Source organism: Erythrobacter sp. 'gip.4 top 5', from assembly GCF_056495765.1.
Window position 1 is genome coordinate 2130303 of record NZ_CP200270.1, and the last position, 13177, is coordinate 2143479.

At 57.3% G+C, this 13177-nt stretch carries 14 protein-coding genes and 1 pseudogene; 6 read left to right on the forward strand and 9 right to left on the reverse strand.

All coding sequences use genetic code 11. The features are described from left to right. Positions 1–10: 10 nt before the first annotated feature. Positions 11–874, forward strand: coding sequence for a class I SAM-dependent methyltransferase (locus ACRANW_RS10260; RefSeq protein WP_479431702.1), 864 nt, complete (start codon positions 11–13; stop codon positions 872–874). 863 nt (positions 875–1737) lie between these two features. Here the strand turns inward: ACRANW_RS10260 and ACRANW_RS10265 are convergent. From ACRANW_RS10265 to ACRANW_RS10290, 6 genes are all read right to left on the reverse strand, one after another. Then, positions 1738–2604, reverse strand: a complete 867-nt coding sequence (locus tag ACRANW_RS10265) for a hypothetical protein (RefSeq protein ID WP_479431703.1) — start codon at positions 2602–2604, stop codon at positions 1738–1740. A 170-nt stretch (positions 2605–2774) separates the two neighbouring features. Next, positions 2775–3425: a hypothetical protein gene (locus ACRANW_RS10270; protein WP_479431704.1), complete on the reverse strand. Its 651-nt coding sequence runs from the start codon at positions 3423–3425 to the stop codon at positions 2775–2777. Between the two features lie 81 nt (positions 3426–3506). After that, positions 3507–4567 (reverse strand): IS630 family transposase gene (locus tag ACRANW_RS10275; RefSeq protein WP_479431320.1). Its coding sequence is split into 2 segments (ribosomal slippage): positions 3507–4075 and positions 4075–4567, totalling 1062 coding nucleotides; the frame shifts between segments, so codons are not numbered across the junction. Between the two features lie 341 nt (positions 4568–4908). Continuing rightward, positions 4909–5969, reverse strand: a protein-coding gene (locus ACRANW_RS10280; protein WP_479431320.1) for an IS630 family transposase whose coding sequence is annotated in 2 segments (ribosomal slippage) — positions 4909–5477 and positions 5477–5969 — 1062 coding nt in all. Because the reading frame shifts where the segments join, the coding sequence is not laid out codon by codon here. A gap of 266 nt (positions 5970–6235) precedes the next feature. Continuing rightward, complete coding sequence (locus tag ACRANW_RS10285) at positions 6236–6982, reverse strand: Crp/Fnr family transcriptional regulator (RefSeq protein WP_479431705.1); 747 nt, start codon at positions 6980–6982, stop codon at positions 6236–6238. Positions 6983–7128: 146 nt separating this feature from the next. Next, entirely contained in the window at positions 7129–7401 is a 273-nt protein-coding gene (locus tag ACRANW_RS10290; RefSeq protein WP_479431706.1) for a hypothetical protein, read from the reverse strand. 163 nt (positions 7402–7564) lie between these two features. Here ACRANW_RS10290 and ACRANW_RS10295 point away from each other — a divergent pair, with 163 nt between their 5' ends. From ACRANW_RS10295 to ACRANW_RS10310, 4 genes are all read left to right on the forward strand, one after another. Further along, on the forward strand, positions 7565–8287 hold the full coding sequence (locus ACRANW_RS10295) for a Crp/Fnr family transcriptional regulator (RefSeq protein WP_479431707.1): 723 nt from the start codon (positions 7565–7567) through the stop codon (positions 8285–8287). Positions 8288–8493: 206 nt separating this feature from the next. Further along, a complete protein-coding gene (locus ACRANW_RS10300; RefSeq protein WP_479431708.1) occupies positions 8494–8910 on the forward strand; it encodes a response regulator in 417 nt (138 codons plus the stop codon). A 79-nt stretch (positions 8911–8989) separates the two neighbouring features. Further along, positions 8990–9649: a hypothetical protein gene (locus ACRANW_RS10305; protein ID WP_479431709.1), complete on the forward strand. Its 660-nt coding sequence runs from the start codon at positions 8990–8992 to the stop codon at positions 9647–9649. Further along, positions 9541–10485: an HWE histidine kinase domain-containing protein gene (locus ACRANW_RS10310; RefSeq protein WP_479433915.1), complete on the forward strand. Its 945-nt coding sequence runs from the start codon at positions 9541–9543 to the stop codon at positions 10483–10485. The genes ACRANW_RS10305 and ACRANW_RS10310 overlap by 109 nt, the downstream gene beginning before the upstream one ends. 112 nt (positions 10486–10597) lie before the next feature. On the opposite strand, the pseudogene tnpC reads toward ACRANW_RS10310, so the two are convergent. The 3 genes and pseudogenes from tnpC to tnpA all read right to left on the reverse strand — a co-directional run. After that, positions 10598–11236: pseudogene (gene tnpC, locus ACRANW_RS10315) on the reverse strand (IS66 family transposase); the annotation flags it as partial. A 97-nt stretch (positions 11237–11333) separates the two neighbouring features. Next, a complete protein-coding gene (gene tnpB, locus ACRANW_RS10320; RefSeq protein WP_479431269.1) occupies positions 11334–11690 on the reverse strand; it encodes an IS66 family insertion sequence element accessory protein TnpB in 357 nt (118 codons plus the stop codon). Further along, positions 11687–12121: an IS66-like element accessory protein TnpA gene (tnpA, locus tag ACRANW_RS10325; protein ID WP_479431268.1), complete on the reverse strand. Its 435-nt coding sequence runs from the start codon at positions 12119–12121 to the stop codon at positions 11687–11689. Before tnpA ends, tnpB begins: the two co-directional genes overlap by 4 nt. A gap of 202 nt (positions 12122–12323) precedes the next feature. Here tnpA and ACRANW_RS10330 point away from each other — a divergent pair, with 202 nt between their 5' ends. Then, positions 12324–13172, forward strand: coding sequence for a glycosyltransferase family 2 protein (locus tag ACRANW_RS10330; RefSeq protein ID WP_479431710.1), 849 nt, complete (start codon positions 12324–12326; stop codon positions 13170–13172). The last annotated feature ends 5 nt before the right edge of the window (positions 13173–13177 follow it).

Here is a 13177-nt window from a genome sequence, read left to right on the forward strand (position 1 = left end):
GACACAAGCCATGACCCAGACCGGACCTGAAACGATGAAAGGCGAGGACTGGGCCGGGGAGATGGGTGCGCGCTGGCTTGCCAATCTCGACCGGTTTGAAGGCATGATCGCGCCGATTGGCAACGCGCTGCTGGAGCGCGCAGATTTCCAACCGGGCGAGCGCGTGCTGGATTTGGGTTGCGGCGGCGGGGCGACGACGCTTGCGATTGCGCAGATTGTGGGACCGCAGGGCGCAGCGCTTGGCCTCGATGTCGCACCGATGCTGATTGCGCGGGCTGAGGAGCGCGCAGCCGACGCGGGCAGCACCGCGCGCTTTGTCTGCGCAGATGCGGCTACCGCTCGTGTCGACGAACCGCTCTTCGACCGGTTGTTCTCGCGTTTCGGATCGATGTTTTTCGACGATCCTGTCTCGGCCTTTGTCAACTTGCGCGGTCTGCTCACACCCAAGGCGCGGATCGACCTCGCGGTGTGGGCCAACCCGCGCGACAATCTGTGGATGATGGAGGTGATGGGCGTGGTGCGCCGCCATGTGGAAATCCCCCCAGCCATTCCCCGCGCGCCCGGCCCTTTCGCTTTTGAAGACCTTGCGTATCTTGAGGACGTGTTCACCCTTGCGGGCTTTTCGGGCATTGATATTTCGACCTATCAGGGGCTTCAGGCCGTGGGCGGAGCCGGCGCAACACCCGAAGATGCCACCGACTTTGTTCTGGCGTCTATGGCGGTTGGCAGGGTGCTGGCTGATCATGGCGAGGGTGTACAGAATGCCGCCCGCGCTGATCTTGGCGCGATGTTCGCCCGCCACCACCGCGCTGGCGAAGGCGTCATGCTCGCCAGCAAGGCGTGGTTGGTGACAGCCCACACACAGGCGAACTGACGCAAAGCCAGAGGTGTGCCGATGCAAGATCTAGGTCCGGAGTGGCCACGAAGCTTTGGCAGGATGGATAGTGGCGGACAGGGTGGCAGTCACGAGGGCGGCAGATAATGCCCGTCTTCCGCCAATTTGGTGCGCCATGTGGCTAGGGTATACCCCCAGAGATACCCCAGCAAAATTTGCTAGGGCTCTAAAGTCGCCGATCACCTTTGATACTACCGGCGCTGCCGCTCGTGCATGGGACTGGCCCTAAAGTCGTGGTCAACCCAGAGCCAGTGGATGCCGTCCCCGCTGATCAATGTCTATTCGAGCCGAAAGTAGTCAACCACGGTGGATGAAACTGCTGACCCGAAAGGCGCCCTAAAATCGGTCATCGCCAAGCGCCTGCGGATAACACTAAATCGGACAAAATTGCCAATCGGCCACGATGGCCGAGTTTCGGACATTCCTGCTAGCCGGCACCGTGGGCTGGAACGACCGACTTGGTCATAACCGGCGGATCGTGAAACAGCGATGATGGGTCTGGCGAAGCCTGGGTGTAGTCATATGGCCCTCAGCATTTTCCATCTTCAGGCCACCAAACATTTTTACGACGATGATTGCGGTCGCCGGAGTACGATCATGGAAAAGCCCGGAACCGATACGACGGCCGCTTCGCAATAAGTATGGAACGCGTCACAATTTTGCGCGAAGCGAACGCCCGATCCTGTCACCTAAGATAGCTCGATCTCAATGGTGGGACAGTAGATAAGTATATCTTTCTAAACAGGATGATCACATGGGACACCTCGGTATCTGCCAGTATGATCGACCTGTTCATGAATGGGCAGGCGTGAGCCTGCCCCGTGATATCAGCGCCGCTGCCATTAGCGGCGATTGTCGAGGTTCGGCGCGTTGCCGCGCGGTTTCTGCGAAATGACCGGATCGCCGTCCCGGTTGTACTGAATCGTGTCGTTGTGGTCCCGATCGTCGCGGCCCTGTGGGGTTGGGGCCTGCGGGGCTGGGCTCTGCTGCGTTTGGCCCTGCTGCTTCGGGTTCTGCGTATTCAAGCCCTGTTGGTTCTGGCCGGGCTCGTTGCCGTGCTGCATATCCTGGCTGATCGGATCACTGACGCGCGCTTGACCCTGACCCTGTTCAAGCGGCTGGAAGACGCTGCTTGTGTGGTTCACCTGATTGGTGCGCATCCCGCCGGTGTCAGGGTTTTGAACCCCGGCGCGGCTTACGCCTACGTGATCGGCTTCTGCGTGACTCGTGGTGTCATCGCTTTGACCCGGATTGTGGCTTTGGCTCTGCTGGCTCTGGCGCATATCGCCAGCGTCCGCACGCAGCGGCTGAAATTCGCTGGCGCCGACGTTGGGAAGATCGCGCTTGATTTCGCCGTGCTGCGTCTCCACGCCGGGTCGCTGCGCATCCACGCCGGGGCGACGGGCGGCATCCTGATTGGCGCGGGCCTGGCTCTGCCCGGTCTGATCAAAGCCGCCGTCATTGCCGCTCTGGCCGCTGTGCTGCGGATCGGCGCTGCGGCTCTGCTCCATCTGAAGGTTCACGGCCAGCGTCTCGCCATTGGCGCCCATCTGCGTGCCGTAGGTGTAAAGCTGGTCCGAACGCGGCTCTTGTGCCTGCTGCTGCAAACCGGTCCGGTCAAACGCAAGCGCATCACTGCCATCCTCGGGGGAGATCATGCCGGTGCCTTTGATCGTGTTGTAATGCGTGATCTTGCCAAAGTTGGTCATGATGTTTGTCCTTATCTATTAGCGCATTTCGCCGAAAGCGGCGAACTGTGCGCGATGAACGGCAGTCTGCGACGGCACCAGAGCGTAAAGAATCGCTCACGAATTCAAGTTTTCACGATTGCCACAAAACAACATCGGAGTTCTTGTGCGCTACTTCAATCGAAAGTGCGCTAAACCAAGTGAGGTAAAAAGGTTTGATTTTGAAAGCGCGGCAAGTTTCTCCTACTGTGTTGAAACTGAGAGTTTGGCTTGCAAATTTTCTCTACAAACACCGCCGCGGTCACGCCCGGCTGGCGGGCGCGCATGACATTATGGGCGCGGCGACCATCGGGTGACACGGTGAGTTCCTGACGCACCCTGAAACTGCCTTTGACCGGGAACTCCAGCACCAGCTGGTTGCCGTCGACATGGCCCGTCACCGGCCCGATCGCGCTGGACAGGGTGCCCTCGTAAACCCCGGGCGCGATTTCAGTGAGGCGCCACTGGCGTTTGCGCGGAGGCTTGTCCCCTTCACGCACCACCTGAACGAGCACCATGACCCGGCGCGGCGGCGCGGCCCAACTGGACTCGCGAAAACCCTCAGTCACTATTGTGCCGTGGCTTTCCACCCGCACCGGGACCGGATCGGTGAAGGCTTTGGTCAGCACCCCTTCGCCGCGGCTGGTGCCGAGGAAGAAAGTGAAGGGGTCGAACAGCGGTGCCTCGGCCCGGGCGATGGGCGCAGGGGCTTCGGGCGCGGTGATGCAGCCGGTCAGCAGCAGAGCGGGCACGGCGAGCGCCACCGCACCCGCCCGCGCCAAGGCCTTGCGCAGGTCAGTCATGCTCACGGTCGCCTGCGCCCACGTAAAGCTGGTTGCCGGTTTCGCTGTACTTGGCGCTCATCTAATACCAAGTCCCATTGATCAGAACCCATGCGCCCATTGGCGCATGCCGATGGACATGATGCGCCAGGGCTGATCGACGAGCTTGTTCCAAGCGAAGCAGCAATGGTCGACGATGTCGTCGTAGGATGAGAAGATGCGGTTGGAGAGCCAGTTGTCGCGCATGAACTGCCAGACGTTTTCGACGGGGTTGAGCTCCGGGCACCTGGGCGGCAGCGGCATGAGAGTGATGTTGGCGGGCACGACCAGTTCCGCCGAGCCATGCCATCCGGCCTGATCGAGGATCAAGACGGCATGCGCCCCCGGCGCGACGTGGAAGGCGATCTCTTCGAGGTGCATGCTCATGGCCTCGCTGTTGCAACGGGGCATGACGATGCCAGCACCCTTGCCCTCGGCGGGACAGATGGCCCCGAAGATCCAGGCTGAGGCCCGGCGCTGGTCTTTGGGCGCACAGGGCCGGGTTCCGCGCTTGGCCCAGCGGCGGGTGAGCTTGGTCTGTTGGCCTATGCGCGCCTCATCTTGCCACCACAGTTCTATCGCGGTGCCGTGCGGCAAGGATAGTCGGATTTTTGCCAACTGGCCTGCGAAGTTTTTTTAAAATCGGCAATGTCATCCGCTTTCTGGCCACGATGACGAGGGCGGGCCGAGAGCTTGCGGAAGCCCAGCGCGCGCATCTCACGGCTCAGCGTCTGTTTGGTAATCGACAGGCCAAACTCATCCCACACCCACTGCGCCAGATCGATGAGACGCCAGCGGACAACCCCGTGCGCCGCAGGAATCGGGCCTGCTTCAACTTGCTGCGCAAGAGCGCGGCGCTGCTCATCGCTCAGAATCGAGACTTTGCCGGGGGCCTTGCGTGACATCAGCCCGTCCGGGCCATCAGCATTGAAGCGGATCACCCAATCCCGCACGACCTGCAGCGTCACGCCAGCCGCTTTGGCCGCTTCGCTCCGGCTGCTGCCGTCCAGGATCAAGCCCAACGCCAACAACCGCCGTACCTGATCCGGATCGTCACATCGTCGGGAAAATCGGCTCAAATCCCGCGAAGTGAAATCTGATCGAACACCAATCGCCGTCGCCATCGCAAGCCTCCTCGTGCTTGCTCCGGTGAATCAGAAAATCAGCGCCTTGGAAATCCCCCATGAGTCAGCCTCATCGGGATTTGGTATAAGCCATGCTCACCCAGCCTGACGGCGAGCCTGTCTTTGCGCTGAAGAAAAAACGCGATGGCCTGTTCATCCGGATCATCGGCCGGCACGCGTGTTGGCCAAACTGACGCTTACCAACCTCGCCTACAACTTCAGCCGCCTGGTCTTTCACAAGCGGTCCGCCGCCAAAGTCTGACTAAAATCCGCAGCACCGGTTGAAAGATCGGTGAAAATTCCCAAACGTCCGGTCTATGACTAATACCAAGTCCCATTGATCAGAACCCATGCGCCCATTGGCGCATGCCGATGGACATGATGCGCCAGGGCTGATCGACGAGCTTGTTCCAAGCGAAGCAGCAATGGTCGACGATGTCGTCGTAGGATGAGAAGATGCGGTTGGAGAGCCAGTTGTCGCGCATGAACTGCCAGACGTTTTCGACGGGGTTGAGCTCCGGGCACCTGGGCGGCAGCGGCATGAGAGTGATGTTGGCGGGCACGACCAGTTCCGCCGAGCCATGCCATCCGGCCTGATCGAGGATCAAGACGGCATGCGCCCCCGGCGCGACGTGGAAGGCGATCTCTTCGAGGTGCATGCTCATGGCCTCGCTGTTGCAACGGGGCATGACGATGCCAGCACCCTTGCCCTCGGCGGGACAGATGGCCCCGAAGATCCAGGCTGAGGCCCGGCGCTGGTCTTTGGGCGCACAGGGCCGGGTTCCGCGCTTGGCCCAGCGGCGGGTGAGCTTGGTCTGTTGGCCTATGCGCGCCTCATCTTGCCACCACAGTTCTATCGCGGTGCCGTGCGGCAAGGATAGTCGGATTTTTGCCAACTGGCCTGCGAAGTTTTTTTAAAATCGGCAATGTCATCCGCTTTCTGGCCACGATGACGAGGGCGGGCCGAGAGCTTGCGGAAGCCCAGCGCGCGCATCTCACGGCTCAGCGTCTGTTTGGTAATCGACAGGCCAAACTCATCCCACACCCACTGCGCCAGATCGATGAGACGCCAGCGGACAACCCCGTGCGCCGCAGGAATCGGGCCTGCTTCAACTTGCTGCGCAAGAGCGCGGCGCTGCTCATCGCTCAGAATCGAGACTTTGCCGGGGGCCTTGCGTGACATCAGCCCGTCCGGGCCATCAGCATTGAAGCGGATCACCCAATCCCGCACGACCTGCAGCGTCACGCCAGCCGCTTTGGCCGCTTCGCTCCGGCTGCTGCCGTCCAGGATCAAGCCCAACGCCAACAACCGCCGTACCTGATCCGGATCGTCACATCGTCGGGAAAATCGGCTCAAATCCCGCGAAGTGAAATCTGATCGAACACCAATCGCCGTCGCCATCGCAAGCCTCCTCGTGCTTGCTCCGGTGAATCAGAAAATCAGCGCCTTGGAAATCCCCCATGAGTCAGCCTCATCGGGATTTGGTATAAGGGAATGGTCATGTCAGGCACATAACGCTTAACCGAGGACACACACGTCCCAAAAACCTACCGTCTCTACGAGCCTCCAAGTAGGTTTTTTCAAAACCGAAGGCCAGAGAGCCAGCGAAAATCCAAAAACCGACAGATTGAAAATGCCTGTCAAATTTTTAAAAGAATTATTTCTCCTCAACAAACAGGTGCCAGCATTCGATCTTTATTTACGTTTCGGTAAACCATGTATTTAATATTGAAGCCAGCAACCGATTCAAGCGCAGGTAAATCAAGTATTCGCATCTTCTTTGATCTCAGACAAATCAAATTACCTTGTCGCAATTGCTGCAGCTTACGATTTATGTGAACCGGTGTTAGTCCAAGGACATCAGCAAAATCATCTTGGGTCAATGGAAAAACAAATTCGCCCTCCGTGGTCACGTCGTCGTTCAAAGAAAGACGATAGCGCAATTCGCAAATTAGATGAGCCATTCGTTCAAGCGCATCGCGCCGCCCCAAATTCACAATCCAAGAGGCGAGGATTGCATTCTCCAAACAACCGTAGTTTCGCATAGCTTTGTAGATTGGGGGAGAACCATCAATTGCGCGCTCTATTTCAGCATGCGAAATATCGACAACCTGGCAATCACTAAGAGCAATCACTTCATCTACAATCTTTCCATTAGAACGTGATCCGAAGTAAAGTGCGTCACCAGGCAAAAGGAGTTGAGTAATTTGCCTTCCGCCATCCCGTAGTATTTGGTATCGCGCCGCCCAACCACTTATCAAAACAGGAAAATTGGAAACTTCAATACCTTGACGAGAGATAAATTGCTTCGCCAAAATTTTTCGTGGAATCTGACACATGTCCTCTAAAATCCATCGATCTGCTTCTTGTAAATTTGTAATATTTCGCAACCGCCTTACAAATGAATTTCCCATGGATTATCCCCTTCATAATCTGAAAGGCGATTGTTTCATAAAATGCATTCGTGCGATTGATCTATATTAATTTCAACCAGAAATACCGCTTGCTATCGAATTTCAATTTTTATTTGATTTATTTATCTTAATTTCATTTTAGCGGTTTAAATCACTCCAGCTTTGAAACTATTTGAAATTCGCCTTAACAGAGATAGCGACTCATTCATTCGCGTATTTGATTCGCCAGTACGTTGAGCCAGTTCGATTTTGACCTCGCAAGTAGTGTCAATGACGGAGAGCGCCTCCGCCGACGAAAGCGTATCTGTCTCTACCAACGCATGCAGAATGCTTTCGGCCAGCAAGAGTGCCGCTTGGCCATGGGCATCGGGTTCCGGCGGGGCCGGAGCGCCCTCTTCGTTGACGATCATTTCATTCATGAGATTTTACCCATTAAATATTATATTTGTCTGTTTTGTAGGATATTCTTGAAATATTTTCAAAAAAATTTACGATATTCACTATGCTCGGATTTTTTGGACCCAGCACAATGTAGATCAACATGGTTGCTGATTGTTTCGGATAGTTTGCCATTAAGGAAATATGTCGAACGCATTTATCAAACATCTGAGTGGATATAGCTGCCTGGGGGAGGCCGAGATGGCGCTGCTTTCGGCTGCCTGTCGCAATGTGCGCGAGCTTCCCGCAGGCCACCACCTTATTTGTGAAGGAGATGATCCGGATCCAGTCTTCGTGATCCTTGAGGGCTGGGCATGTGGCTATAAGATCTTGCCTGATGGCGGCCGGCAGATCATTTCATTTATCCTGCCTGGTGATTTTTGTGACATTCATATCGCTGTTCTTCACGCGATTGATCACAGTATAATGACCTTGACCACCGCAAGCGTCGCGTCGTTACCGCGTGCCGAAATGGAGTCATTGATCCAAACAAAGCCAACGCTTACGCGGGCTTTCTGGTGGTCACAGCTCGTCGATCAGAGCATTTTGCGGTCGTGGATTGCGAGCATGGGGCGGCGCAAAAGTGTCGAGCGAGTGGCGCACCTCATGTGCGAATTATACATCCGCATGCGAAATATCGATCTAGCATCAGATGACGAATGCCACATGCCACTAACCCAGCTGGTACTCGCCGATGCGCTCGGCTTAACCCCGGTCCATGTAAATCGGGTTCTGAAGGCCCTTAAGACGGCTAAGGTTATGGAGCTGAGCCAAGGGTCACTCAAGATAATCGACTCACGAAAACTGGCAGAAATCGCTGGGTTTGACGGAAATTATCTTCACGAACGCATTCGAAAATATGCTTGAATTACTGCTAATCTTTGCAAATCATCGATCATTTCGAGCAGACAACGAATAAAACATATTGAACTTTTTTGCCAATTTCAGTTGTAAACGCTGCCTGCGATAAATTTAATTTTCAAACACAATCATATATTGCGAAAGACTCGCCATCAGCCTGGCAGCGTAATCGGAATTTTCGTCGATTAGGCAAAGTTCTTGAATCAAATGTGATGTGGCTGTTGCGTGAAGTGGTTTTATCCGGCAAACTTTCCGCAAAGGAAAGGCTACAAGATTTGGAGCGGCTTGAAGGTAAGAACATTCTGGTAGTGGAAGACGATTTTTTTATCGCTACAGATTTGTGTCGCTCGCTTGTGGCCAAAGGGGTGCAGGTCCTTGGCCCGGTCGGACGAGTTGATGACGCGCTCGGGATAATTGCTCAGTCGGATTGCATCGATGCCGCTTTCGTCGATCTCAACCTGCACGGGGTCATGGCCTTTCCGGTCGCAGACTTGCTGACGGAGCGCAACGTCCCTTTCCTGTTTGTAACCGGCTATGATCGAGCCGTCATCCCAGAGCGATTTAGAAATGTTCCGCACTGCCAGAAGCCGATGGCGGTCGAGGACGCGTGCATTGTTCTGTTTGGCTGAGCTTTCCGGTCGGATCAGAAGAAAATGGTGTTTCAAGGCGTGAGCCTAGGTCGAGTCCAGCGAGCAAGGAGTGAATTGAGTGCCCCAGCTAGAAAGCTTGGCCGATCCCCAGGCTCACCGTGAGGTATTGACGGTCCAGATCATCCTTGAGACGGCTGGAGTGGTCGGGGAAGCTTTCTTTTCCGAGGCAGCCGAAACCTTAGCAAGGGTCCTCGGCGTCCGCTGGGTGCTGTTCGGGCAATACCAATTGGGAAACGAAAACGCTGCGCAGACGATAATTTTCCGGGACGACAAGGGGATCGCTCCGAACATGCGGTTGCCGTGGCGCAATTCGATATGGGAGCATCTTCTCAAGAGCGGGGACTGTATCTACCCGGAACAGCTGCATAACACATTTTCGAAAGAAGGCGTTTTGGGAGAAACGACGTGTGCCGAGGGTTGCATCGGCACACCGCTGAAGGCGTCAGACGGAACTGTCATCGGCTTTCTCACGATCCTGGATGACAAGCCTATACTGAATTCGGATTGGATATCCGAGGTGATTGCCCTGTTAGCCAACAGGTCGGGAGCGGAGCTTGAACGGCTGATGGCCCGCTCACTCAACGAAAGACTCGGCAAGATCGTCGAAGAATCGGTGAGCGAAGCCTATGCCTTTTCTGCGAAGGCTTCCTTTTCGAGACTGTCAATCGGGGCGCCCGCGAAAATCTTAGCTATTCGATTGACGAATTGCGGAGAATGACGCCGTGGGATCTAAAGCCCGATTATGACGAACGGGCATTTCGCACATTTGTCGAGCCGCTGCTCCAAGGGGAGATCGAGAGTTTGGAGCTGGAAACCCAGCATCGTCGCAAGGACGGTTCTCGATACGATGTAAGTGTTCGGATTCAATATTTCGCCGAACCCGACAATCTGTTTTTCGCGTCAATAAATGACGTGACACACCGTAAGGAGGCGGAACGTCGGGAAAAGATACTGATCAATGAGATCAACCATCGCTCAAAAAATCTCCTCAGTATCGTACAGTCGATTGCGGCACAGACAGCAGCCGGAAATCCGGAAGATCTGGCGCAGAGGCTTGGACGGCGGCTTGCGGCGCTGGCCGCCAATCAGGATATCTTGGTTCATAATACCTGGCGCAGTATACCGACGCAGGACCTGGTATTGTCACAACTCGGCTTTCTGAAACCGCTGATTGACCAGCGGATCGTGATCGAGGGGCCGGATTTGCGCTTGCAAGCCACTGCGGCGCAAGTCCTCGGTATGGCAATTCATGAGCTCGCCACGAACGCAATCAAATACGGCGCCCTCTCCAATGATTTGGGAACCCTGAAGATATGCTGGTCGCTCGACGAAAATGGGAAGATGTTCCGGTTCGGCTGGACGGAACGCGGTGGCCCTCCTGTCGTCGAGCCGCGCGCAAACGGTTTTGGATCAGCACTAATCATCGATCAGCCTCGCTATGCCCTGCATGCGGAGGTGGATGCGCTATTTGAACCTAGCGGCTTCCAATACAGCCTCTCGGCGCCCGCTTCAGATGTACTTGATGACGGCCACACGGTTACTGGAATACATTGATCGCCTCAACTCGTTGCCATCACAGATCGGGCAGTAGCGGAGTAGGCAGCGTTTAATTGCCGAGTAATGCAATTGGGGGCGATATTCGGCCTTATGCTCGTAAGCGGTGTTTTCAGCCCACGTGAGCGTGCGGCAGGAGCTCTTCGATGCGCGATGCGGGATGACCATTGGCGAGGCTGGTTAGCGTTGCGGTCAGCCAGGTGTGCGGGTTGATGCCGGTGAGTTTGCAGTTTTCGATCAGCGTGGCGATCACCGCCCAGTTGTCGCCGCCCTCGTCGGAGCCGGCGAACAGCGCGTTCTTGCGGTTGAGAGCCAGCGGGCGGATGGCGCGCTCGACGACGTTGTTGTCGAGATCGATGCGGCCATCGTCGAGGAAGCGTGTCAGCCCATCCCAGCGTTTGAGGGCGTAGCTGATCGCTTCGCCGAGCTTCGCCTTGGCGCTGACCTGCCGACCGCGTGCTTCGAGGAACCTGTGCAGGTCGTCGATGATCGGACGGCTGCGCTGATCGCGGACGTCGCGACGTTCGTCAGCAGGTAGCCCGCGGATATCGTCTTCGATGGCGTAGAGGGAAGCAATGTGGCGCAGCACGTCGGCGGCCACGGGCGAGCTCTCGGCCAGCTCATAGAACTTGCGGCGCACGTGCGCCCAGCAGAAGGCGAGGCGGATCTGTTGATGACGCCGGGCAAGCGCGGTGTAGGCGCCATAGCCATCGACCTGCAGGATGGCATCGCTGAGATCGGCCAATGCGCGGGCCTGTTCGAGGACGAGCGCACGCAGCGCATCAACGTCATCGGGAAGGTCGGCTTCCATCAGCATATGCAGGTTGAATCAGGCTCGGTGCACCCCGTCAAGCAGCAATCTGGGGTGCGATCGGGCGGCGTCCGCCGTGCACTCTGCGCCAGTCCAGACCCTCGAGTAATGCGCCCAGTTGCGCCGCAGTCAGCCGCATCACGCCCTCCTGGATCCGGGGCCACTTGAAAGCACCTTGCTCTAGCCTCTTGGCCATCAGGCATAGGCCTGTTCCGTCCCACCAGACGAGCTTGATCCGGTCCGCGCGCTTGGCGCGGAAGACATAGATCACGCCGGAATAGGGCTTGCCGCCATACTCTGCTGCCACCAGCGCGGCGAGCGAGTCTGCTCCCTTGCGGAAATCCACAGGACGCGTTGCCACCATCACCTTCGCGCCGGGCGCCGGGCCGATCATCGTGATGCTCGAAGGGCGGTGATTACCGCGGCGATCGTATCTGCATCAGCGCTGCTGCCGACCCTGACCAGCACGCCGCCGATCTCCAGCTCGATCGCCGCGGGCTCGGCCCGCCGACGTCGACGTGGTCTGACAGGGTCAGGCGCGATCACCGCCGGCACGAATGCAGGGTCTTGCCGTTCCAAGGCAACTGAAACAGCCACACCGTGATCCCTGCACCGCCTGATCAGCGCTTTGCGCCATCCGTATATCTGGGAAGGATCCACTGCGTGCCTGCGAGCAACTGCAGTGACCGGCTCGCCGCCAGGCCAGCACTCCGCAATGATCGAAGCCTTCTCCGCGTCGGACCAGTCGCGGCGCTTGCCGGCGCCAGTGAATACCTCGAACCGCTGAGCGCCCTTGCTCACAGGATCATCACCAGAGATTATCATAGGAGCAGCGCCTCACCCAATATCAGGGTGCAGAAACTCGGCGCTTCACATCAACCGCGCAAGGTGGGCTCGGGACAGCGCTTACTTACCCCTGCACCGCGGATGAGGCGACGGGCGCTCTTGCACTCGCTTCGGCAGGCCATTTCAGGTGCGCAGCCGCCGAGCAGCATGAAGGTTACAGGCTCGACCTATGGGAACGGCTATGAGCCTTTCGGTGCTTACCATCGTCCGCAATCGGTCGGCTCATCTTGCCAATCTCCTCGAAGGGGTTCGCCGCAGTGCCGTGCAGCCTGACGAGGTGGTTATTGTCGACATGAGCGACACCCCCGTGTCTGTCGCGCTGAATGATCTGCCCGTGCGGATCGAGCGACTGGTGACCAACGGCCTGCCGTTGGCGGAAGCCCGCAACCGCGCGGCAGCGTGTGCGCAGGGCGAGCGGCTCATCTTCCTTGATGTCGATTGCATCCCAATGCGCGATTGCATCGGGCACCTGTCGGCGGCCTGTACCGATCATGACGCTTTGATCTGCGCAGAGGTACGCTATTTAGGGCCAGGCGATGCGGCGAGTGATTGGGATGAGGCTGCTCTGCTGGACAAAGGCAAACCGCATCCCGTTCGTCCCTTTCCGAAGCAGGGGTTGGCAGCGGTAAGTGAACCGGGCCTGTTCTGGTCTTTGGCTTTTGCGATCCGGCGCAATACCTTCCACCGTATCGGCAGCTTCGACGAGCGGTTCACAGGCTACGGCGCAGAGGACACGGACTTCGGCTTCGCGGCCCGGGATGCGGGCGTGCCATTGTACTTTCTGGGCGGCGCGCTGGCCTGCCACCAGTACCACGATAGTTTCGATCCGCCGCTCCAGCACTTTCACGACATCGTGTTCAATGCGGGCGAGTTCCGGCACAAGTGGGGCTTCTGGCCCATGAGCGGCTGGCTGGACCGGTTCGCTCGGATGGGGCTGATCGCATGGCATTTTGACAGGTTGCAAGTGCTGCGCTCACCGACAGAAGTGGAATGTGCGCATGCTCGCAATCCTTGGCCAGCGACCGCATGAGGCTG